The sequence below is a fragment of the Desertivirga brevis genome, assembly GCF_017355835.1.
The window spans coordinates 38,365-62,985 of sequence record NZ_JAFEWF010000002.1; the positions used below are offsets into that span (position 1 = coordinate 38,365).

A 24,621-nucleotide genomic window follows, 5' to 3' on the forward strand; every position below is an offset into this window, starting at 1 on the left:
TATTAGGATTTCTTTAATACGATCTGTTCGTTAAGCATATCAAATACTTGTTTATAAAATTGTCTGAGGTCCTGATATTCCTCGACCCCAAAAATTGATTTTTTGAAGTCTATAACAAAGCGAACATTAACACTCCCCTCAGCTTCGGCCACTATCCTCTGGAAGGAAATACTTTTATCAGGCATTACGAAGTTGATAGATCCAGGAAGAGCATCAACTTTATAACCTGCAGGAATTTTAAACATTCCGGTGATAGTATATTTATTATTATAACCAAAATCAATACTGGTACTCCTGTTTTCACTTAAGAAAGGGTTCTTTCGGAAATTAGTGAATAAGTTCGGGTTAAAGTAAATGTAGTTATCATCTGCTCCTGTCAATTCAAGATCAAAATCAATGTTTTCCTGAAGCGGAAGGCTATCTACATCGGCATCTGCCATTTTAAATGCCTTAATTTTGAGACTGTTATCCTTCTGTGTTAACCACTCCTTGTATTTCTCTTCTCCGTCTACCTTAAAAGCCTCAACCTCATTGATTTTATGGTAGGAAAAAGCTGTTAACACAGCGCTTCCTGACATCTTCCCATCTGGTTTTACTTCAGCATTCACATAAATATTTCTTCTAACAGGGTCACTTGTTACCAGGTCGACAAATTTGTAAGTTTTATTATCCTTGTCTAAAGCTACTCCATAAGAATTTAATAATGTATTTGGACATGCATTGTAGGTCTGATATTTATTAGTGGCGTCTAAAACGTATTTATGGGTACTATCTATTGGAATTGTTACCACCGTTCGGTTAAATTGCCTAAGCCAGGGATAATACACATTAACTTTTCCATGCGGGCGGGTACTTACCAGGGTAGCGTAAACATCCTTTAGTCCTGCCTGCTTAAGAAGCCTGCAAAGGATAAGATTAATTTCTGTTGAATTACCTGTCTTTTTCTGCCAAGCCTTTGAGATACCGTCACTAGTATACCATCTGTCGACTGAGTTCCACTTCATTGAATTTCTAACCTCATTGAAAAGGTAAGCAATCTTCTGGTCGTCTGTTTTAAAAGTATTAGCTTTGGTTACCAGGGCATCTTCGCCTTCCAGTTTCTTTTTGAATTGTAAGCCAAAGTCCTCATCCTCAATTAGCTGCTTAGCTACCTTATCCCATGTATCAGTCCCTCTTTGTGTGAACCCTCCAATCGGTCTTATTTCTGTCAACTGAAATTGAGCGCATTGTAAATTATCGAACCTCGATGTCATGTAAGGTTCGTCACTCAACGATGGAATGTTCTGAAGGGCAAAATCTTTAATATTTACGGTATAAGCACTTTCTCCCAATGATTTTGACTCTGCTGAATTCTTGTTTTTGGCGGCTGGGGTAAAAGTTCTGTATTGTGTTTTATAATAGAGGATATCTGGAATTGCAGTAATCAATTCTGAATACCTAACGGGTAGATCAGTTTGAAAGTACCAGGTAGGAAAATTCGAAAAAGCGGGAGTTTTCCAAGTATATTTATATTCAATAATGGAACCCGGTTGAACATTAGGGAAGGTAAAAACAACAGCCGTACGATACTTATCTATCGGTTCTCTGAAAATTTGTTTTTTATCCAGCTTAGTAATGACAGGTTTACCATTAACATAATTGATAGTTTGCGCGCTAATTTCATATACCTGCTCATAGTTGTTATACGAATCATACTCGATGCGAACATTCGCCTCATCCCGGGCTTTGTCATCAAATATCTTCATCCGCTTATGGCGTTCCATAACAATGTCGAACTGGAAATCAAAATAAACGTCGCCTTTGTCAAACAGAACCATCGCGTGAGCATCCTTCTCAAATGAACATTCCTTGAGGTCAACGTCGGCTTGATCCACTTTCCCAAATGGTTGAATTAAATTTTGAGAAAAAGTTAATAGAGGAATTGAAAGAAGAGCAAAAGAGGTAATAAGCTTTCTCATTATGTGATAAAATCAGGTCAAAAACTATAATTTAACTACGGTCTAAGTTAAACTATTTATAATAAAAAACAAAAGGCGTCTATAATTTGTAGACGCCTTTTGTTTTTTATTCCTCTGTATCCGGTTGCCGGGGCTCTTTGCTAATCTTATCAAAGATCTTATCCATTCGCTCTACATACTCGTTAGTATCATCCACAAAGAACTCAAGTTGCGGGATAACCCTTACCTGGTCCTTTATTCTGCTTCCAAGCTTGTACCTAATCTCGTTGGAATGAGATTTTACAGTATTTAATGCAAGTGAGTTATTTTGATTGTTGAAAAAGCTAAGAAAAACCCGGGCAAGGGCCAGATCGGGAGTAACTCTAACCTTAGTTATAGTTACAAGAGTGTTGGGAAGATATCTCATTCCTTCACGCTGAAAGATCTCTGCTAAATCTTTCTGTATTACCCCTGCAAATTTCTGTTGACGTTTAGATTCCATAATGAAATAACATTTAATGGTTTGAGAATTTGGAACTGAATAAGGTATATGAGATCATAATACCGCTTCATTTGTTCAAGTATAAGTAAAAGGAGACATTTGATTGTCTCCTCTATTCTTTTGTGGATAATTACCATCTTAAAAAAGATGGAATTTATTCTGAGTCCTGACTTTCTATATCAGGATATAATAGTTTGTCGTAGGGGTACCTTTGTTGGTGAATCGCTTTAACTTTCTCGTAAAGCAGAGCTCTGAATTCCTCTACGTTGTCTTTTTCGATTGCAGAGATGAAAACAGCAGGCATGTTGTGCTTGCTCATCCAGGTACTTTTAAATTCCTCCAAGCTTAGAGATTGTCCTTCTTCTCTTCCTTCCGGTTTAAAGGCATCTATCTTGTTGAATACAGTAATGATTGGTTTGTCAATGGCTCCTAAATCCTTTAAAGTTTCATTCACTGCACGAATATGATCTTCAAATGTAGGATGTGAAATGTCTACAACATGGATCAATATATCTGCTTCACGAACTTCATCCAGGGTTGATTTAAAACATTCTACCAAATGGTGAGGAAGCTTTCTTATAAATCCGACAGTATCTGAAAGAAGGAACGGAAGATTCTCGATTACTACTTTTCGAACCGTAGTATCTAGCGTAGCAAAAAGCTTGTTCTCGGCGAACACCTCCGACTTTGATATCATATTCATAATAGTGGATTTACCTACGTTGGTATATCCTACCAAAGCTGTTCGTACAAGCTGCCCACGATTCTTGCGTTGGGTTGCGTTCTGTTTATCGATTATAGTCAAACGCTCCTTTAATAAAGCAATCTTGTCCTGAATAATACGACGGTCGGTCTCAATCTGACTTTCTCCTGGTCCACGCATACCGATACCCCCCTTTTGTCTTTCCAAGTGGGTCCACATCCTGGTAAGGCGAGGAAGAAGATATTGCAACTGAGCCAGCTCTACCTGCGTTTTTGCCTGTGCTGTTTGAGCACGTCTGGCAAAAATATCAAGGATAAGATTACTGCGGTCTAGTATCTTAACTTCTAACTCTTTCTCAATATTGCGAAGTTGAGAAGGCGAAAGTTCATCATCAAAAACTACGATATCTATTTCTTCAGACTTTACGTAAGCCTTTATTTCTTCCAGTTTACCAGTACCTACGAATGTAGCTCTATCCGCTCTTAGCAGTTTCTGTGTGAACCACTTCTCTGTAACTCCTCCGGCGGTGTCTACCAGAAACTCTAGTTCCTCCAGATATTCCTTTTCTTTCTCTTCCGACTCGTCAGGAGTTATAATTCCAACCAGAACGGCCCGCTCTGGCTTTATGGCTGTATCAAAAAATTTTTGTCTACCCATGTATACTAAACAGTGATAAGGATAATAGGATTGATGTATTTTAAATTAATATTAACGGAGCTGTGCAACAAATTCTTGTATTGCCTTTCCGGGGTCTTGCTCCTTCATAAAGTTCTCGCCGATAAGAAATCCATTGAAGCCAGCTTTCTTTAAGTCGTTAATTGTATTTGGATTACTGATCCCGCTCTCTGAGATCTTTAAAAACTTATCAGGGATCTGGTTCACGAGGCTGTAGGAGTGATCTAATGAAACACTAAAATCGGCGAGGTTCCGGTTATTGACGCCAACTGCATCTAAATCCTCACAAAGACATGCTTCTAACTCTTCCTGGTTATGAACTTCCATAAGTACACTTAAGCCAATACCTTTTGCGAGCTTAGCAAATCGCGATACTTCTTCAGGAGTTAAAATAGCTGCGATCAAAAGGATAATATCTGCACCAATTGATTTCGCTTCCAATATTTGAAATTCATCTACTATAAACTCTTTACGAAGAATCGGGATTCGATTAACACCCCGAGCCTTCAAAACATCGAAATTACTGCCTTTAAAAAACTGAGGATCTGTTAAAATGGATAGGGCAGAAGCTCCTGCTGCAGCATAAGCTTGTGTAACATCCTCAACGAATACCTTATCGTTAATAATTCCCTTAGATGGAGAGGCCCTTTTAAACTCAGAAATAATTCCGGTTCTTTCAGGATCCAGAATAAATTGGCGCATTGAAAAGCACTCACGATGAAAGAGCTCGCTTTCTTCCAGCTCAACAATAGGTGTCAATGCCTTCGCTTCCGCAACTTCCTTCAGTTTCTGGATCACTATTTTATCTAGTATTGTATCTCCTTGTCCTTTATATATTGTTCTCATACCAAGTCCCCTAAACCCTTAACCCCTAAAGGGGAAATAAGAGCGGGATAAATTTAATTTCTATACAGTTTCGTTGCTTTTGATAAGCCCAATCCAGAAAGCCCTATATGGCTCCGCCATCAGAGGGCTGAGGTTCTTGGGTAAGCCAATTTTGAATCATTTCCCTACCATGTTCAGTTAAAACTGACTCAGGGTGGAACTGAACTCCTCTTACGTCGTAATCAACATGACGTAAAGCCATGATAACTCCTTCGGCGTCCTTTGCTGTTACTTTAACCGTTTCTGGAAGCCCTTCGCGACTTACAGCCCAGGAGTGATAGCGACCGATCTTAAAGGAATTAGGAAGACCTTTAAATAAAGATTCTTCTTCGTCTAAAACTTGCATGTCAGTTGCTCTGCCATGGACAGGATAGGACAGGTTATATAGATTTCCGCCAAACACTTCCCCCATTGCTTGCATGCCTAAACAAACACCAAGAATACTTTTAGTTGAGGCGTAAGTTCTTATTACCTCCTGCAATAAACCAGCTTCGGAAGGAATACCTGGGCCAGGAGATAAAAGAATTTTATCAAATTGCTCTACGTCCTTGAGTTCAAATTTATCATTTCTCCAAACGGTTGGTTCATGACCACATTCGTGTAGTAAGTGAACAAGATTGAACGTAAAGGAGTCGTAATTATCAACCACTAATATCTTCATCTTTATATTTTTAATGTACTTGATCGGTTTACTGTCACACAATGAATTTCCAGATTCCTTGTGATCCTGGCAAACCATTTTTAAGCAGGTTTTTCAACCTGTGTTACTATAGAACCGGCTAGCTCTAAAGCCTTGCGCAGAGCCCCAACTTTTGTATTCACTTCATTAAGCTCACTTTGGGGATCAGAATCTGCCACGATACCTGCACCTGCCTGATAATGTAATACATTGTTACGGCTCATAAATGAACGGATCATAATTGCATGGTTAAAGTCGCCATTGAAACCCATATATCCAATCGCCCCGCTATAAAATCCCCGCGGCCCATTTTCATATCGATCTATTAAAGTCATAGCCATATATTTTGGAGCGCCACTTAAAGTTCCGGCAGGGAAAGTATCACCTACAACATAAAAAGGATGAGCTTTTTCTTGTAAGCTACCTGTAACCTTCGATACCAGGTGTATTAAATGAGAGTAATACTGTACTTCTTTAAATGCACGCACCTTAACATTATTGCAATGTCTACTTAGGTCGTTTCGTGCCAAATCTACCAGCATTACGTGTTCTGCAACTTCCTTGGGATCGTTTTCCAACTTATTCGCAAGCTCTGCATCTAATACGTCATTACCGGTACGACGGAAAGTACCGGCGATAGGATAGATCGAAGCCTCACCATTCTTAATAGTCAGCTGTGCTTCCGGAGAAGATCCAAAGAGCTTGAAGTTACCATAATCGAAGTAGAATAAGTAAGGTGAAGGATTTATTGAGCGTAAGGCACGGTAAACATTGAATTCATCACCTTGAAAAGGTTTTGCAAATGCTCTTGAAGGAACAATCTGGAAAACATCTCCCCTGAAGATATGTTGCTTCATCTTATTTACTACCTCAATGAAGCCTTCATCGCTGAAGTTTGATGTCTCTTCACCTGATGTCTCAAACGGATATTCAGGGAAATTCTTATTTTGAATCAAATATTGAATCCTTTCCAATCCCGATGGCTCAGTCTCGGAAGGTCTAGATTCGAAAAGGTACATTTCATTTTTAAAGTGATCAATTGCTATTACATAACGATACAAATGATACTGCAATAAAGGGATATCACGTTCGCCTGTTCGCTCTGTTGTAAGCTTTAGGTCCTCGAAAAACTCAATAGTTTCATACGCAAAGTATCCGAACAAACCACTTGAAATATATTTGAAGCTATCTTTTAAATTAGACTCAAAACTGCTTCTAAAAGTTGTAACTTCTTCCTGAAGATTGATGCCTTCTGATGAGATTTCATTTTTACTGCCGTCTGGAAAATAAGTTGTTAAGATATCCTTATCGAGAATTATTCCTCCAATAGGATCACAGCAAACATAGCTCATGCTATTTTCCCGGCTATGATAGTCTGAACTTTCAAGTAGTATACTGTTAGGAAAAACATCTCTTAAACGCAGATATATAGCTACAGGGGTGGTGGTGTCTGCAAGGAGCTTTTTATAGGTGGTATTTAAAATATACTTCATTTTGGAGTTGAGATTTGAGACTTTAGATTTGAGGCAGCCTCGTTTTATTTAAATCCTCTGTTATTACTAAATCTTATTCTTTGGGTTACACGTGTTTAATAGCAATAAATAAAAAACCCGACGTTGTTCGCGTCGGGTTGTTATATTTATTAAGATCTTTACTTGATATCTCTATTAAACATACCTTATCCGGCGCAAATAACTTTTTGCCACCACCAGTTTTGAGTATGTAATGCGTTCATCATGAGTACAAAAAAATGTAAAGATTTTTTAAATAGCAAATTTTTGTCAAAGTCTTTCTTATTAATGACTAGCAGCCTTTGCAGACTACGCTCCGGTCATTCCGAAAATTCCCCTTCCACTCATGGCCAAAGCTGCAATTACCACAATAGCAGCTATAGTATAAAAAATAGCTATTGTACGATGTTTATCTACAGATGCCAAGGCTCTTTTAGATTTTGAATACCCTATGGTGATTAAAACAATTGCAATGACCATCATAGCCATGTGTTCTACCTTCCAGTAACGTAATGAACTATTTTTCATTGCAGCTCCGAAATCTGCCGAGTTTACTATAGGACTAACGAAATAAAGTATTAATCCTACAACAAGTTGAATATGCGCAGAAATCAGAGTGAGAAGATTCAATACTTTATTGCCTTTAGTATATTCTTTATTACCGAACCAACCAGCAAATGCAAGGATGATTGAAAGGACACTTGCTATAATTACTGCAAATCGGATAATGGAGTGAGTATTTAATAAAGCAGGATACATAGTTTATTTTTTTATTTTTTTGAGATGGTTCTTTGTTGTCAAAGTAACGGATTGAAAAAGCAAAATTCAAATTAAAAAGGTTAAGAAATAAATAAGCTGGTCCTCTAACTTAAGAGTTTAAAGGACTTATGATCTTTCTTAAATGAAACTGGAAGAATCCATCCAGAGAATCTGTCCTTTTATCATTATTATTGAAGTTCAAAGGTTTGATAAGATAGCCTGATACTCCTAATAGTTCGGTCGTCTTTCGGTCTGCTTCATCACCAGACGTCGTCATAACAAATACCTTTAAATCCTTCAGCTCATCGTCCTGTCTTAAGGCCTTCAAAAACTCAATACCGTTCATTTTAGGCATATTCAGATCCAGGAGAATAACATCGGGAAGGGAATTACCCTCGGTTTTACACTGTTGTAAAACCTCTAAGGCTTCTATGCCATTATAGGCAGTTTTTAAATTATACGGATGCTCTAGCTTTCTTAAAGAACGTTTTACACTGATTACGTCCAGTTCATCATCTTCTACCAACAAAATATTCCTCACTTCCATAAATATCAGTCTTTAGGCCAGGTGAAAATAAAAGCTGCTCCTTTACCTGACTCCGATTCTACTTTTATTATACTATGCTTTTCTTCTATTATACGCTTAACGATCGCTAAACCAATTCCTGTACTTTCTTTATCGTGTTTTTCCCTTAAAGTCTGAAATATTTCAAAAATCTTAGCATGATACTGACGGTCGATACCAATACCATTATCTATTACCTTGAATTCGTACTCATTCGATTTCTCCAGGATTTGTATTTCGACTAGAGGGCTTTGTCCAGTGCTGTATTTAACAGCGTTACTAATTAAGTTGCTAAAAACTTGTTCCAACCTTATCTTCTCTGTAAACAATACCGGCATCTTACCGATCTTTATCCTAAAATTCTCAGGTACAAGCATTTCAGTTATTTCATTAAGCATCAAATTAACATCGACCACCTCTTTTACTGGCTTATCTCTACTAATTCTCGCATAATCCAGAAGGCCGTGAATAAGATCTTCCATTCTATTAATGCGCTGAGGAATGATGTTGAGGTACTTTCTCATCTCCGAAGAGATTTCTCCACCTAGATCCTCTTCGATCCACTGTACCACGTTGTAAATCCCTCTAATTGGAGCCTTTAAATCATGTGAAACAACGTAGGCAAACTGATTAAGCTCATTGTTCCGTTTCTCTAACTCGCTAATGTTCTTACTCAGCTCGGTTGACATGATATTAAGGGAATTTGAAAGACTGCTTAGCTCATCATTCTTGTCATCGCTTACAAGAATGAACTGGCCTTTTGAGATACTCTCAGCAAGTTTAACCATTTGCTTAATTCGACGGGAGATCAGGCCGATTATATAAATTCCGCTGATAACACCTACAGCGATAGTTAGCATAGAAAATATTAGAGAGAAGGTCTTTGTACGATCGATTGATTGCAAAAGCTGGTTGCGCCGGATCTCTCTAATTTGATATTCCAAACGGTCAAAACGGCGAAAGATATTATATATGTTGTCGTTAATCTTCTTTCCAACCTGCTTCCTTAACTTATTTTCAAAGAGGAATTGGTAACGTTGCGATACCCCACTTTTTCTCAGAGACTCTTTTTTTGCTTCAATCAGTGAATTAGCGTATATTACCCATTCATGGTGCAAAACTGCTATAGAATCTAGTTTTCGCGACTGGACATCAGATTCCTTTACTAGCGCACGCTGTTCTTTAATAAGCTTTGGAATAGTTTTTAGGCCCGAGAAATAAGGTTGTAAAAATTCTTCTTCATCGGTAAGCAAATAACCTCTAAAACCGCTTTGCATCTCTATGATCCCTTTATGCAATCGGCTGGAGTTGCGTATTACAGACTCAGACCGGGTAAGGAAGGCTATGTTTTGATTAACCTTATCTGACAATAAATTATTAACATAGGAATCAACCAGTGAAAGCACTATCACTACTGCAAAACCTAAGAATATAAGTGTAGAAAGTCTCACAAGAAGGAGTATAATTAGTACTTGATTAATAAAGCTTACACCATAGCTATATCAACTTGCTCAATAAATGCCGGCATTGTGAAAGTGAAACATGTTCCTTTACCCAACTCACTTTCTACTGAAATTGTTCCCCCATGTTGAGTAACGAAATCCTTCACTAACAGTAAGCCGAGACCTGTTCCCTGTTCATTATTAGTACCACTAATTGACGGGGCAACTTGTTGAAAGAGCTTTGATCTCATTTCATCATTCATTCCAACCCCGCTATCGGTTACACATATTTCAACCATTCTGTCGTTCGACTTTGCACTAACCCGAACTACTCCACCCTCTGGCGTGAATTTAATGGCATTAGTGATAAGGTTTTGAAGGATCGACCGCAGCATTAAAGCATCTGCATGTACGAAAATACTATCATTGATAGCATACTCAAGGCGGATAGATTTTTGAACCGCATTATTGCGGAGAACATCTATTGATTCTTTTGCGCCTTTAACCAGCTGCAACTTAGATGGATTGAAATTAGACTTTTCCCGCTGGTTTTTGGCCCATTCTACGAGTTCATTTAACTGATTGAGTATCTTTTTCGACGTACGGTGAATTACCTGAGAAAAATTCTTTACTTCGGACGGGCCCAGTTTCTCTATATCCCTTGATAACTTCTCAGAAGAAGCTAATAAGGCTGTGAAAGGGTTCCTCAAATCGTGGGATATTACAGAAAGAATCTTATCCTTTGCCAAATTGAGATCTTTTAATTCATTATTCAGGTTCTCCAATTCGATTGTTCTTTCCTTTACCCGGTCTTCCAGATCGTGATTCAATTTCTTTAGATTCTCGTTGGATTCCCTAAGCTCTTCCTGGGCTTTTTTGAGTAATTGATTTTTTTGGTAAAGCTCTGCAAATACCGCAACTTTAGAACGTAGGATCTGAGGATTAAAAGGCTTTCGGATGTAATCTACCGCGCCGGCTTTATACCCCTTGAAGATGTTAGTCTCCTCGTAATCCTGACCAGTAATAAAAATTATAGGAATATTTTTGAGCTTTTCCCGCTGATAAATCAGCTCGGCGGTCTCATAGCCGTCCATGATCGGCATCTTAACATCCAGCAAGATCAACGAAAAATCATCTTCTTTAAGAAGGATCTTAAGGGCATCCATACCAGAGGTGGCTTTTGAAAATGCATAGCCTTCCTTCTCAAGCACAACTTCCATGGACATTAAGTTGTCTTCACGGTCGTCTACCAATAATATCTTAATTGTATCTGAAGCCAATTTGCGCGTGTGTTTGCATTTATCGTAAAAAACCTATGAGGAAAACCCCATAGGTTGTTAATGTTCACTATCAAAACCTATATGACAAAATACCATCCTTCCGGTTTAGATAACTTGTATCTTTTATTGTTCTCTTTTGCTTAATGAACCAAGGGATCCGATAAACAGAAAGAGGTCATCCAGGCAAAACAATCATAAAGAAGCTTCGGCTCCTTATGATTGCTTTAGATCTATTGATATAACCAAACCTTCATTAAAGATAGCAACTGATCGGTTTTAACTGGCTTTGTAATATAATCAGAAGCTCCTGATGCTATACATTTCTGTCTGTCGCCGATCATAGCTTTTGCAGTTACTGCAATAATAGGCAATTGTTTATTCTTTGGCTCTTTACGAATCCATTGAATTGTTTCGTATCCATCCATCTCAGGCATCATGATGTCCATCAACACTATGTCAATATCTTTATTGTCATTCAGGATCTCCAGAGCTTCCCTGCCACTTTCAGCCGTTATTACCTGAAGTTTAGAACGCTCAAATGCTGCCGTTAGTGCAAACAAGTTACGCACGTCATCATCTACTACAAGAACTTTCTTGTCGTCGAGGATATCTTTATCTCCTTTAACCTCGTTAAGTAGCTTAACCTTATCTTCCGACAAGCCTTTAATATCCAAATGAAGCATTCTGGAAACTTCGTTCAACAACTGTTTTTCCGTCCCTTGCGACTTTACAATTACTTTGTGGGCGACGCGCTTTAGGTGGATCAACTGATCAGAAGTTACTTCTTTCTCCGAATATAATACGATAGAGGTCTGGAACTGTCTGTTCAAATTCAAATGGTTTGCTATCTGGTCTGCATCCGGCTTGTTGTAATCCAAAATGATACAATCAAACTGGTCTTCTTTTAGTTGCTCCAGGGCATCTTTAACGCTTTCTACAGAAGCAACCTGAGTAATCTCGCTTTCTAATAGTTGTGCAATTCGTTGAAGCTCTTCTTTATCATCTTCAATGAGTAATACTTTTTTGGTTTTTCGATCACTAAAATTCAGGATACCAGAAAGTAGCTCATCTAAGGATTTATTTGATAAAGGTTTAAGGTGGAAACTTTTTGCTCCATATTTTAAAGCAAGTGCTCTGTTATCTTCTCCGGAGATTAAATGGACAGGAATATGCCTCAAATTGTAATCATTCTTCAGCAGTTTAAGAATCTTCCATCCGTTAGATTCCGGCAGGTTAACGTCGAGTGTGATCGCTATTGGATTATAATTCTGAATAGCATCGAATATTTCAATATAATTTACTGCAACAACAGCCTTCAAACCAAAGTCATGGGCCTTATCCAGCATGATCTTAGTGAAACGAATATCATCTTCAATTACCAGAATCACTTTATCTCCAGGATGGATGTTGTGTTTATCATCATCAACTAAAGACTCAGTAACCTCAGGGGCTTTTGCGGCGGCAGGGTAGGTACTTGCAACTGCTGCTGCTGCTGCATATTCACCTATTTGTTTTGTTCCCTCCTTGTACTTCAATGGCAGGAACAATGTGAAGGCACTACCTTTTCCAAGCTCACTTTCTACAGTAATAGTACCGCCTAATAGTTCTGCAAAACCTTTAGAGATAGAAAGTCCCAGACCTGTACCTCCATATTTACGGCTTGTAGAACCTTCGGCCTGCTGGAAGGCTTCGAAGATAATTCCTTGTGTTTTCTTAGATATACCAATACCTGTGTCTTCAATAGAGAAGGCAATTACATGATCTACTCCCGTAAGCGGATTCCTAAGAGCTGGATTTGGTCTTTGAATACTTAATTTAACACTTCCTTTTTCAGTGAATTTAAACGCATTCGACAGCAAGTTTTTCAGGATCTGATTTAAACGCTGAATATCCGTTTCCATGATCTCAGGAAGATCTTCTTCGATATGAATATCAAAGTTAAGGTTTTTAGTTTCGGAGATTGGCTTGAACGTAGTTTCTACGAACGAAGCAATCTCACGGAAACTAACAGGCATAATGTCAGCTGAGATAACCCCTGACTCGATCTTAGAAAGGTCAAGGATATCGTTGATCAGCTGGATCAGGTCGTATCCACAAGAGTGGATAGTCTTAGCGTACCTGATCTGTTTTTCGGTTAAGTTCCCTTCGTGGTTTTCAAACAATTGTTGCGCGAGGATAAGTAAGCTGTTGAGCGGCGTTCTCAGCTCGTGCGACATGTTTGCTAGGAATTCTGATTTATATTTGGAGGTTAGCGTGAGCTGCTCAGCTTTTTCTTCTAATGACCTTCTTGCTTCTTCCACCTCTTTGTTGATCTGCTCCACCTCTTCTTTTTGTTTTTCAAGAAGTTGAGCTTTATCGTGAAGCTCATCGTTGGCGCGTCTCAACTCTTCCTGCTGTGCTTTCAGCTCGTTGGCAAGGGATTGAGATTGTGCAAGAAGTTCCTCTGTACGCGTATTGGTCTCGATGTTGTTCAATACGATACCAATAGACTCTGTTAACTGGTCGAGGAAGTCTAAGTGGGTTGGACTAAAAGTTTCGAATGAGGCGAGTTCAATTACCGCCTTAATATTGTTCTCGAATAATACTGGAAGGATCACCAGCGCGGAAGGCGTTGCACTTCCGATTCCTGAATTGATCTGTAAATAATCACCCGGAACATTAGTCAATAAAATTCTCTCTTTATCAAGAGCACATTGCCCTACAAGACCTTCATTTATTGAGAAGGATTCGCTCAAGGTGCGCTTGTTATCATGGGCGTAAGCTGCGAACATCTTCAACATCGGATCAGAGGCTTCTGGCTGTTCAAGGATATAGAATGCTCCATATCTTGCATTCACCAGTTCTGCAAGCTCTGAAAGAACTTTATTGGCCACAGCGTTACGGTCACGCTGCCCTTGAAGCATCTGCGTGAACTTCGCTAAGTTTGATTTTAACCAGTCCTGCTCGTGGTTCCTTAATGTTGTTCCTTTAAGGTTGGCGATCATCTGGTTGATTGTATCTTTTAACGCTTCCAGCTCTCCTTTTGCTTCCACCCGGATAGTCCGGGTTAAGTCACCTTTCGTTACCGCGGATGCTACCTCAGAGATAGAACGTACCTGGACGGTGAGGTTCTGGGCTAGCTGGTTTACGTTTTCGGTTAAGTCTTTCCAGGTACCGGAAGCACCTGGTACACTCGCCTGACCCCCTAATCGACCTTCCACACCCACCTCACGGGCCACCGTTGTCACCTGATCGGCGAATACAGCAAGTGTATCAATCATCTCATTGATTGCATCCGTTAACTGCGCAACCTCACCCATCGCATTAATGGATAAACGTTGTTTCAGGTTACCCTTTGCTACTGAAGTTGCCACTTTCGCAATACCACGGATCTGAACTGTAAGGTTAGACGCCATCTGGTTTACCGAGTCTGTTAAGTCTTTCCAGGTACCAGCAACACCTTTTACGTGCGCCTGACCTCCCAGTTTACCTTCGGTACCTACCTCACGGGCTACCCGGGTTACCTCAGATGCGAAGGAGTTCAGCTGGTCCACCATCGTGTTGATCGTGTTTTTAAGCTCCAATACCTCACCTTTCGCATCAATGATCACCGTTTTACTTAAGTCTCCCGATGCTACCGCCTTGGTTACCTCAGCGATATTCCGTACCTGTGATGTTAAGTTGGACGACATCTGATTTACCGAGTCCGTTAAATCTTTCCACGTACCAGCAACCCCCGGTACGAATGCCTGACCTCCCAAGTTACCATCGGTACCCACCTCCCGCGCCACACGTGTTACCTCAGATGCAAAACCGCGAAGCTGATCCACCATGGTATTAATAGTTTCCTTCAGCTGAAGGATCTCGCCACGTACGTCGACCGTAATCTTTTTAGACAAGTCACCATTTGCTACTGCAATGGATACATCGGCAATGTTTCGGAGCTGGGCAGTTAAGTTACCCGCCATTTTATTTACCGAGTCCGTTAAGTCTTTCCAGGTACCATCTACTCCCGGTACGTTGGCCTGACCTCCCAGCTGTCCTTCTGAACCTACCTCCCGTGCCACACGAGTTACCTCGGATGCGAATCCACGGAGCTGATCCACCATTGTGTTAATTGTATTTTTTAGCTCTAAGAGCTCTCCTTTTGCATTTACTGTGATCTTACGGGAAAGGTCACCTTTTGCTACCGCTGTAGTTACCTCGGCGATGTTACGTACCTGCGACGTTAAGTTATCCGCCATCTTATTTACGGAGTCTGTTAAGTCTTTCCAGGTACCACCCACACCTGGTACGTTAGCCTGACCACCCAGCTGTCCTTCAGAACCTACCTCTTTTGCCACACGGGTTACCTCAGAACCAAAGGAGTTTAGCTGATCCACCATCGTATTGATTGTAACTTTAAGCTCGAGCATCTCCCCTTTTACGTCCACCGTAATTTTCTTTGAAAGGTCTCCTTTCGCTACCGCCGTTGTTACCTCAGCAATGTTACGTACTTGACCGGTTAGATTTCCGGCCATCTGATTTACAGAGTCTGTTAAGTCTTTCCAGGTGCCACCTACACCCGGTACGTTTGCTTGTCCACCCAGTTTTCCTTCTGTACCTACCTCCCTGGCCACACGAGTTACCTCGGAGGAGAAGGAGTTCAGCTGATCCACCATCGTGTTGATCGTATTCTTAAGCTCTAGGAGCTCACCTTTTGCATCTACGGTGATCTTGCGAGAAAGGTCACCTTTCGCTACTGCCGTTGTTACGTCGGCGATGTTCCGCACCTGGTCAGTAAGATTACTTCCCATCTGGTTCACCGAGTCTGTAAGATCTTTCCAGACCCCGCCTACACCTTTCACCTTCGCCTGACCTCCCAGTTTACCTTCAGTACCTACTTCAAGTGCAACACGTGTTACCTCGGAAGCGAAGGAGTTAAGCTGATCCACCATCGTATTAATAGTTTTTTTCAGCTCAAGCATTTCCCCTTTTACGTCAACCGTGATCTTCTTGGATAAGTCACCATTTGCAACCGCTGTGGTTACACCTGCTATGTTACGTACCTGAGAAGTAAGGTTACCTGCCATACGGTTTACCGAATCGGTTAAGTCCTTCCAGGTTCCTGCTACTCCCGGTACTTTTGCTTGTCCACCCAGCTTACCTTCCGTACCTACCTCAAGTGCCACACGTGTTACCTCTGAAGAGAAGGAGTTCAACTGATCCACCATCGTGTTGATGGTATTTTTTAGTTCCAGGATTTCTCCTTTAGCTTCTACCGTAATCTTCCGGGAAAGGTCACCCTTTGCCACAGCTGTCGTTACCGTTGCAATGTTACGTACCTGAGCTGTAAGGTTACCAGCCATCAGGTTTACCGAATCTGTAAGTTCGGCCCATACACCCGCTACACCTTTAATCTTCGCCTGTTCTCCAAGCTTTCCTTCAGCACCTACCTGACGTGCAACACGCGTTACCTCCATGGTGAAGAGGCGTAATTGCTCGAGCATTTGATTGGATTCTTTTGCTATCCGAAGGAATTCGCCTTTTAACGGTTGGCCATTTATTTCTAATGGAATCTGTCTTGAAAGGTTACCATTTGCAACAGAATTAATCATACCTGCGATTTCCAGTGTAGGATAGGTAAGATCAGTAATAAGTCCATTCAGAGATTTTACGCCGATAGCCCATTGTCCACGAGCATCAGGCATCTCAACCCTTTTCGATAAATTACCTTTCTTTCCAATGATCTTCTCAGCTGTACAGATTTCTGTTACAAACTGTTCGCTCATGTCAATGATGTCATTCAGGACTTCACATATCCTCCCACTTATACCTGCCTGTTTTACTGGCATACGAACATCCAGCTTTCCATTCTTAACCTGAGAAAGAACGTTTAAAAGCTCTTTTAAGTCAAGAGAGTCTTCTTTGACTCCATTTTTCTTTGGAATGCTGTTGAGTTCCCCTTCTAATAAGATTTCCTGTTCCATATAAAAAATAAATACGAATCGTAATTTTTGAATTGATGTTCAAGGTTTAATAAGTTGAACAACTGCATTTCTTGTTTCTTGTATTAATTAGTGATACAAACGAAAGATTTTGATCTATCCAGTATCCATCATACTCCGGCAAGGAAAACCCGCCTTAAAATCCCCGCAAGTTCAATTAGTGGTAAGATTAAAAGCTTCTCATTCAGTCACTTTAATGTTTTACAATAAAACCCACTAATTCATCCCCTTTATTTATAAATCATTATTTGAGCCACTCTTCCGTGACTAGAGAACAGTAACCAATTCTGCTCTAAATTGTTTTTATTCAAAATAAAAATTTAGAAAGGCAGTTCAATTTAGCGTAGAAACCACGCTGTGAAATAGTAAAAATACTTAAAACATCAGGTATTTATACCCGTTAGAAATGCAAGCAATTTATTGAAGGAGATACGAAAAATGGAATTCAGCATCAAACTAGATAGTAAAGAGTACCACATAGAACCTGTGGGAAATGGGAAGGTTACTTATAAAGTAACTGATGGGAATGGAAGTTATAATTTAAAATTAGATTCTGGAGGAGAATGGATCTGCGATTGTGATCAATATGGCACACATCCTATACCTGTTGAAGAAATAGGGAAGGAAATAGAAAAGTATTTTGAATAATTGATATGGAAATCGATTGTACATTAATAAAAAGTTAGGGTCTATAGGCTTTTATTTATATTTTAATAAAACTTATACTCTTTTTTAATAAAAATTTGCGAACATCATAATTGTTGTTATTTTTGAGCCGCTCAACTAACCAAATATGATCTTAAAGCCCTTGCCGACCGGTGAGGGCTTTTTGCTTTATTAGGAACTGGAATGTTAAAGATTGTTAAAAGAGTTTGTTAGCATGCTCTTGTCCCTATATTTGTAGCGGTTTATAATTGGTTAGTTAAAGGTCTTCATTCTCCCCGTTTGAAGACCTTTTGTTTTTAGAATACTCCTCGAATGGATCTTGTCTGGCTATTGACGGGTGAATAACAAAACTGCTTTTCCCATCCTGCTACTTTACCGGCTGATAAAAACGGACAAAAAAAAAGCGGCACTGATGAGTGACCGCTTGTTTTCGTTTATTCGGTTTTATTATAAAGCTTCTTCTTCTTTAAGTCCAGCAATTGCCTCATCAACCAAGATACGTCCGCAGTGCTCACACACAATAACTTTCTTATGTTGGCGAATATCTAATTGACGTTGAGGAGGGATCTGGTTGAAACATCCGGAGCACGAATCACGTTGAATTGTTACAACAGCTAGACCATTTTTCGCATTATGGCGAAGACGATTATAAGCAACAAGCAAGCGCTCTTCAATATCACTTTCAGCTTCTTTAGCCTTTGAATTCAATTCATCCTCTTCTTTTTGAGTTTCAGAGGTGATATTATTTAACTCTGCTTTTTTAGCTTCAAGGTCTTTTTTTCTCTCTTCAAGATCTGCTAATGCTTTGTCGTAGACCTGGACTTTATTAGTTATCTCAAAACCATGCTCTTTAATCTTCTTCTCGCATACCTGAATTTCAAGACCTTGAATTTCAATTTCTTTAGAGATAGCATCATACTCACGGTTGTTTTTTACATCGTTAAGTTGTGCTTCGTATTTCTTAACAGCAGCCTGAGAATCACGTATCATGTTTTTACGTGTTACGATAGCATCTTCAAGATCGTCAAGCTCGGCTTTGATTTTATTTATACGGGTTTCAAGACCTGCAACTTCGTCTTCCAAATCGGATACTTCCATTGGAAGTTCTCCGCGAACTTGTCTGATCTTGTCAATTTTTGTATGGATGTTTTGAAGCTCGAACAGAGCTTTCAATTTTTGCTCGACAGTTTGTTCCATTAAATTAGATAATTTATGGGGTTTGTATTTACTTCTGTTAAATGGAGTGCAAAGTTAGAAAATTTTTTCTGAATAAGTTCAAACAATAATTCCTGTGTAAATTGCTCACTTTCAAAATGTCCAACGTCGGCAATTACAATTTTATTTTCAGCATCGAAGAACTCGTGGTACTTGTAATCCGCGGTTATAAAAATATCAGCTCCAGCAGAAATAGCTTTATTAAGCAAAAAGCTACCTGATCCCCCGCATACAGCGACCTTCTTAACCTTTTTCCCCAGTAAGGAGCTATGCCTGATAACTTTCGCTTTCAGTTTTTCTTTAACATCTTTCAAAAAAGCGAGTTCATCCATTTCCTGCTCGAGTACTCCTATCATTCCTGCACCTACTCTCGGATAATAATTATCTAAAGGGTATATATCATAAGCAACTTCCTCGTAGGGGTGAGTTCTGAATAAAGCAGAAAGTATTTGCTTTTCAAACACTTCAGGAAATACAGTTTCCAATTTAATCTCAGGCTCATGGTGCTGTAGTCCCTTCTCGCCCACATAAGCGTTTGTATTGTGGCCTGCTTTAAATGTTCCAAAACCTTCTGAATTGAAGCTGCATTCAGAATAGTTACCTATGTTACCCGCACCTGCTTTAAACAAAGCATCACGAACGCTATCAGCTTCATTTAATGGACAAAATGTTACCAACTTCTTTAGGATTGCTGCCTTTGGCGAAAGAATTAACGGGTTTAAAATATTTAACTTAGAACATATTTTCGCATTAACTCCCGCTGAAATATGGTCTAAATTTGTATGAATAGCATAAATAGCAACGTTATTTCGAATTGCCTTTATCACTACTCTTTCAATATAGGATTTATTATTAAACTTCTTTAAACCTTTAAATACAATTGGATGATGAGAAATGATGAGATTACAACCTTTATTGATCGCGTCGTCTACTACAGCTTCTGTGCAATCTAATGATATTAAAGCAGCTATTATATCGGCTTCTGGTTCTCCAACAATTAACCCTGAATTATCATAATCTTCCTGATAGGAGAGAGGAGCAAGACTCTCAAGGTAAGAGGTAATATCCTTTAATTTCATTCTTCTTCCTCTCTATTCTTATCAATAACGCTATAGTCTCCCTCGTCGTCACTCTGTAATATTTTCTTATACCAGGTCACCTTCGACCAGTACTGAACCATAAAGAATATTTGACTGAAACCTATAACAGCTACCAATGGTGCGAAAGTGGCAGGAATTTTTATACCGTTCATCTCCAGTCCCAATATGATAAAAGATATGAGCCCTAAAATAGCGTACACTATACCTGGGATCAAAGCAGGACTGTTTTCTTCCTCGAAATTACGACTTTTTAATTCGTTAGCTATTGATCTCGACATTCCTATTACCACAAAAAAGCTAAGTATACTTTCAAAAATAATAAGCAACCAGATTAACCAAGGTTGAACTGCCCGGTTTTCAGGTTCAATTAACTCCAGTGTTTTTACCTGAGTACGGCAAAAAAGTACCATAATAATCAACTTAATTAGGGTAGCTATTAAAAAAGGAGTAAGAGCCTGAGGATTATTAATATATTCCATAATCCGCAAATGTAATAATTAGTTAAACCACCTGAACAAGCGGATTATAAGATTAATTAAAAGACTGATAAGCCACATAGTAGTTACTGGAAAGTAGAATCGAAAGTTGCGTTTTTCGATTTTTATGTCCCCGGGGAGATTACCGAACCAGTGTAGTTTATCGCTGAAAAAGTAGATTAAGAGACCTGCCAGCACAATTACTACTCCCAATACTATTATCCATTTACCAGTCTCAGTGTTCATCAAGAAATATCAGTAGGCTACAAGTTGTGTTGCTTGTTCATCAGCAATAGAGAAATAATAAGAGTCGATAAAATACCTATAACACCAGCAGCTCCCACTCTTCCCATGTAATCCATCTGCAAATCCTGGGCTACATAAGAAATATAAACTGCAGCGAAAAAACAGGCTATCAGTCCTCCAACAACCATTATCTTAAAGCCTTCAAAAATTCCTTCAAAGAACTCCATACGTCCTCCATTAATGCTGTTCCTGAAATTTTTTATGCCCAAATAAAGGCCAGTAACAGGAATGATAATAGATAAGTACTCCAACCAGTTTGCTTTATCTGCACTCGGATAAGAATTTTCATATACACCAGCAAGATGCAGAACGAATATCCATATACCGCTAATAAACCCAATAATAGAACCGTATTTAAATGCGTTTTTCATAACAACAATTTGTTTTAATTATCATTGGTAGATAGCGTTCTAACAGATGACTGTATTAATTTGTTCCTTTTATCTTTTCTCATGATATAAGAAATTACATTTTACGTAATTTATATGAAGTTAAATGATGTAAAACAAAAGCGAACGGAGAGTATTTTCATAATAGCTTAAACACAGCTTGTATATTTGTTGCAGAATTTTGTATTGTGAACGTAAGGGACATTTTAGATCTGTATAAAAATGACCGGAAGGTCGAAAGCCTTGCTTTGGCACTTAACGGAAGCAAAGGCCCACGAGTGCATGTAAAAGGATTAATTGGTTCAAGCGACGCAATTGTAGCTTCAACCTTTTACTTCCTTCAACACGGTCATATGGTTTTTGTGCTTCCCGACAGGGAAGAGGCAGCTTATTTCCTAAGCGACCTCGAAAATTTGATGGATAAAGAAATTCTCCTGTTTCCATCTTCTTACCGAAAACCTTTCGATTTCACCCAGCCAGATCCTGGCAATGTATTACAAAGAGCAGAAGTACTTAATGAGTTGATTCATGCGACAGAGTTTGGAAAGCTTATTGTAACTTACCCAGAGGCAATTGCAGAAAGGGTAATTAACAGAGATTCTCTTGAGAAAAATACACTTGAAATTTCGACCGGGAATAAGCTCAACATTGATTTCATCAATGAATTTTTGATTGAGTACGACTTCGAGAGGGTGGATTTTGTTTATGAGCCAGGTCAATTCTCTATACGAGGAGGCATTGTCGATATTTTTTCTTTTTCTCATGACCACCCTTATCGAATCGAGTTTTTTGGAGATCATATTGAAAGTATCCGAACTTTTAGTGTGGAGGAACAGCTAAGTATTGAAACGGTTAGAAGTATTACAATTGTCCCTAACGTTCAATCCAAATTTTTAACAGAACACAATATTTCGCTATTAGAGTATATTGATAAAGACACTTCCGTTTGGTTTAAAGATGTTCAATTTACCCTCGATATTTTAAAAGAGGGTTACAAGAAAGCAAACGAACTTTGGAAAGCTCTTGCCGCAGCAGATAAGCAGCAAAACCCTGATTGGATAGATCCTAAATTTAATTTTACCGACGAGAAGCTATTAGCAGACCAATTGAAAGATTTTGCTATAGTAGAATTTGGAAAGCAGTTCTTTTATCAGCCAACGCAGGTCATCCATTTTGATATTAAACCTCAGCCTTCTTTCAATAAGGACTTTAATCTCCTGATTCATAATATTAAGCAGAATGAATCGGAAAAAATAAGCAATTTCATATTTACCGATTCGGTAAAGCAGGCGGAAAGGCTGTACACTATCTTTGATGACATAGACAAGACCGTAAAATTCACTCCAGTTCACATTGCATTGCGTGAGGGCTTCCTGGATTACGAACAAAAAATAGCGTGTTATACTGATCATCAAATCTTTGATCGATACTATAAATACAAACTCAAGAGAGGATATTCCCGCTCTCAATCTATTACTCTTAAAGAACTGAGAGAACTAAAGCCGGGTGATTATATTACTCATATAGATCATGGCATCGGAAAGTATGCAGGACTCGAAAAAGTAGAGGTGAATGGCAAGACCCAAGAGATGATTCGGCTGATCTATGCAGATAACGATCTTCTTTATGTAAATATCAATTCATTAAACAGGATCTCTAAATACTCGGGAAAGGAGGGTACAGTTCCCAGAATGAATAAGCTTGGAACCGATACTTGGGAAAAGCTTAAGAAAACAACTAAAAAAAAAGTTAAGGATATAGCCCGCGACCTGATTAAACTATATGCTGTTCGTAAAGCACAAACAGGTAACGCCTTTCATCCTGATACGTATTTGCAAGCCGAATTAGAGGCTTCTTTTATTTACGAAGATACTCCGGACCAGGAAAAGGCCACTGCCGATGTAAAAAAGGATATGGAATCTCCTCATCCAATGGATCGACTTGTTTGTGGTGACGTGGGCTTTGGTAAAACAGAAATTGCAGTTCGTGCAGCTTTTAAAGCGGTTGCGGATAGTAAGCAGGTTGCCATACTGGTTCCAACTACTATCCTCGCTCTGCAACATTTTAAAACATTCAACTCCCGTTTGAAAGATTTCCCTTGTAATATCGATTACGTTAATCGTTTCAAGACAAGCAAACAGATTAAGGAAACACTTCAAAAATTAGCTGAAGGAAAAATCGATATTATTATAGGTACGCATAGGATAGTAAGCAAAGATGTGAAGTTCAAAGATCTTGGCCTATTGATAATAGACGAAGAGCAAAAATTTGGAGTTAGCGTAAAGGAGAAACTTAAACAATTCAGGGCCAATGTAGATACATTAACTTTAACAGCAACCCCTATACCGAGGACATTACATTTTTCATTGATGGGAGCAAGGGATCTGTCGATTATTTCGACGCCTCCTCCTAATCGTCAACCAGTAGTGACGGAACTACACGTATTTAACGAGAAGCTGATCAAGGAGGCTGTTGAGTTTGAGCTTGCGCGGAACGGGCAGATATTCTTCATCCATAACCGGGTTCAGGACTTGGCTCAATTAGGAGGCTTAATTAAAAAGCTCGTACCGAAGGCAAGGGTTGGAATAGCACATGGCCAGTTGGAGGGAGATGAACTGGAAGATGTTATGTTAAAGTTTATTAATGCTGAATACGATGTACTTGTTGCTACTACAATTATAGAGGCAGGCCTTGATATTCCAAACGCGAATACTATCCTGATAAATCACGCCCATATGTTTGGACTAAGTGATCTTCACCAAATGCGGGGACGGGTAGGACGATCGAATAAGAAGGCGTTTTGTTATCTTCTTAGTCCGCCGCTATCGACCCTTACCCCTGAGGCTAGAAAACGCTTAAGTGCAATTGAAGAGTTTTCTGACCTTGGAAGTGGATTCAATGTTGCTATGCGTGACCTAGACATTCGTGGCAGCGGTAATTTATTAGGGGCAGAACAAAGCGGTTTTATCGCCGAGATCGGGTTTGAGATGTATCATAAGATTCTTGACGAAGCAATTCAGGAACTAAAGGATGAAGAATTCAAAGATTTGTTTAAAGACGAAAAGCCGCGCCCAATCGTCTCTTTTACCCAAATTGATACCGATCTTGAAGTTTTGATTCCTGATAGTTATGTTACAAATATTACTGAACGTTACAACCTGTATACAGACATATCTAAGCTTGAAGATGAAGAGCAACTTGATAAGTTTTCACAAAAATTGCAAGACAGGTTTGGGCCTCTTCCAAAACAAGTACGTGAACTTTTAAATACCTTAAAACTTCAATGGCTATCAAAAGCTATTGGCTTCGAAAAAGTTACTTTCAAAAAGAATTCTTTGAAAGGATATTTCATTTCTGATCAACAATCTTCATACTTTGAGAGCGAAGCTTTTGGAAAGGTACTCCAATTTGTAAAAGAACATCCTCGAAGATGCAATTTAAAAGAAGTAAAATCAACTTTGCGAATTGCTTTTGAGGATATCAGAAGCTTAGATGAAGCTATTGCTATACTTGAAGAGCTATCCGGAGGAGTAATGGTATAAAAAAAGGGTTAAGTTTTAAAACG

The 24,621-nt window shown here is 39.1% G+C and carries 18 protein-coding genes; 2 read left to right on the forward strand and 16 right to left on the reverse strand.

The genetic code is table 11. The features are described 5' to 3' along the window. Nucleotides 1-2 precede the first annotated feature (2 nt). The 11 genes from J4N25_RS08045 to J4N25_RS08095 form a co-directional block, all read right to left on the reverse strand. Complete coding sequence (locus J4N25_RS08045) at nt 3-1,958, reverse strand: DUF3857 domain-containing protein (RefSeq protein ID WP_207421681.1); 1,956 nt, start codon at nt 1,956-1,958, stop codon at nt 3-5. 106 nt (nt 1,959-2,064) lie between these two features. Further along, nucleotides 2,065-2,439: a 30S ribosome-binding factor RbfA gene (gene rbfA / locus J4N25_RS08050; protein ID WP_207421682.1), complete on the reverse strand. Its 375-nt coding sequence runs from the start codon at nt 2,437-2,439 to the stop codon at nt 2,065-2,067. 154 nt (nt 2,440-2,593) lie between these two features. Next, nucleotides 2,594-3,799 (reverse strand): GTPase HflX, encoded by a 1,206-nt coding sequence (gene hflX, locus J4N25_RS08055; protein WP_207421683.1) that lies wholly within the window; start codon nt 3,797-3,799, stop codon nt 2,594-2,596. A gap of 51 nt (nt 3,800-3,850) precedes the next feature. Next, the gene (trpC, locus tag J4N25_RS08060; RefSeq protein ID WP_207421684.1) at nt 3,851-4,663 is read right to left on the reverse strand and encodes an indole-3-glycerol phosphate synthase TrpC; all 813 of its coding nucleotides are present in this window, start codon (nt 4,661-4,663) and stop codon (nt 3,851-3,853) included. Nucleotides 4,664-4,766: 103 nt separating this feature from the next. Continuing rightward, nucleotides 4,767-5,363: an anthranilate synthase component II gene (locus tag J4N25_RS08065; protein ID WP_207421685.1), complete on the reverse strand. Its 597-nt coding sequence runs from the start codon at nt 5,361-5,363 to the stop codon at nt 4,767-4,769. An 80-nt stretch (nt 5,364-5,443) separates the two neighbouring features. Continuing rightward, nucleotides 5,444-6,874 carry an anthranilate synthase component I family protein gene (locus tag J4N25_RS08070; protein ID WP_207421686.1) on the reverse strand — a complete coding sequence of 477 codons (1,431 nt, stop codon included), beginning with the start codon at nt 6,872-6,874 and terminating at the stop codon, nt 5,444-5,446. 327 nt (nt 6,875-7,201) lie between these two features. Next, a complete protein-coding gene (locus J4N25_RS08075; protein WP_207421687.1) occupies nt 7,202-7,651 on the reverse strand; it encodes a cytochrome B in 450 nt (149 codons plus the stop codon). 109 nt (nt 7,652-7,760) lie between these two features. Further along, nucleotides 7,761-8,198, reverse strand: coding sequence for a response regulator (locus J4N25_RS08080; RefSeq protein ID WP_207421688.1), 438 nt, complete (start codon nt 8,196-8,198; stop codon nt 7,761-7,763). Between the two features lie 5 nt (nt 8,199-8,203). Continuing rightward, the gene (locus tag J4N25_RS08085; RefSeq protein ID WP_207421689.1) at nt 8,204-9,667 is read right to left on the reverse strand and encodes a sensor histidine kinase; all 1,464 of its coding nucleotides are present in this window, start codon (nt 9,665-9,667) and stop codon (nt 8,204-8,206) included. 35 nt (nt 9,668-9,702) lie between these two features. Beyond that, on the reverse strand, nt 9,703-10,938 hold the full coding sequence (locus J4N25_RS08090; RefSeq protein ID WP_207421690.1) for a hybrid sensor histidine kinase/response regulator: 1,236 nt from the start codon (nt 10,936-10,938) through the stop codon (nt 9,703-9,705). A 230-nt stretch (nt 10,939-11,168) separates the two neighbouring features. Continuing rightward, nucleotides 11,169-16,886: a HAMP domain-containing protein gene (locus tag J4N25_RS08095; protein ID WP_207421691.1), complete on the reverse strand. Its 5,718-nt coding sequence runs from the start codon at nt 16,884-16,886 to the stop codon at nt 11,169-11,171. 456 nt (nt 16,887-17,342) lie between these two features. On the opposite strand from J4N25_RS08095, the gene J4N25_RS08100 reads away from it, so the two are divergent. After that, nucleotides 17,343-17,552: a hypothetical protein gene (locus J4N25_RS08100; protein WP_207421692.1), complete on the forward strand. Its 210-nt coding sequence runs from the start codon at nt 17,343-17,345 to the stop codon at nt 17,550-17,552. 465 nt (nt 17,553-18,017) lie between these two features. Here J4N25_RS08100 and J4N25_RS08105 read toward each other — a convergent pair whose 3' ends face one another. From J4N25_RS08105 to J4N25_RS08125, 5 genes are read right to left on the reverse strand one after another with little or no spacing between them, the layout of a single operon-like run. Then, nucleotides 18,018-18,767: a zinc ribbon domain-containing protein gene (locus J4N25_RS08105; protein ID WP_207421693.1), complete on the reverse strand. Its 750-nt coding sequence runs from the start codon at nt 18,765-18,767 to the stop codon at nt 18,018-18,020. Next, nucleotides 18,767-19,864, reverse strand: a complete 1,098-nt coding sequence (locus J4N25_RS08110; RefSeq protein ID WP_207421694.1) for a Nif3-like dinuclear metal center hexameric protein — start codon at nt 19,862-19,864, stop codon at nt 18,767-18,769. Before J4N25_RS08110 ends, J4N25_RS08105 begins: the two co-directional genes overlap by 1 nt. Further along, a complete protein-coding gene (locus tag J4N25_RS08115; protein WP_207421695.1) occupies nt 19,861-20,364 on the reverse strand; it encodes a hypothetical protein in 504 nt (167 codons plus the stop codon). Before J4N25_RS08115 ends, J4N25_RS08110 begins: the two co-directional genes overlap by 4 nt. An 18-nt stretch (nt 20,365-20,382) precedes the next feature. Then, the gene (locus tag J4N25_RS08120) at nt 20,383-20,607 is read right to left on the reverse strand and encodes a DUF2905 domain-containing protein (RefSeq protein WP_207421696.1); all 225 of its coding nucleotides are present in this window, start codon (nt 20,605-20,607) and stop codon (nt 20,383-20,385) included. A 17-nt stretch (nt 20,608-20,624) separates the two neighbouring features. After that, nucleotides 20,625-21,038: a DUF4199 domain-containing protein gene (locus J4N25_RS08125; RefSeq protein ID WP_207421697.1), complete on the reverse strand. Its 414-nt coding sequence runs from the start codon at nt 21,036-21,038 to the stop codon at nt 20,625-20,627. A 206-nt stretch (nt 21,039-21,244) separates the two neighbouring features. Here J4N25_RS08125 and mfd point away from each other — a divergent pair, with 206 nt between their 5' ends. Then, entirely contained in the window at nt 21,245-24,598 is a 3,354-nt protein-coding gene (mfd, locus tag J4N25_RS08130) for a transcription-repair coupling factor (protein WP_207421698.1), read from the forward strand. The last annotated feature ends 23 nt before the right edge of the window (nt 24,599-24,621 follow it).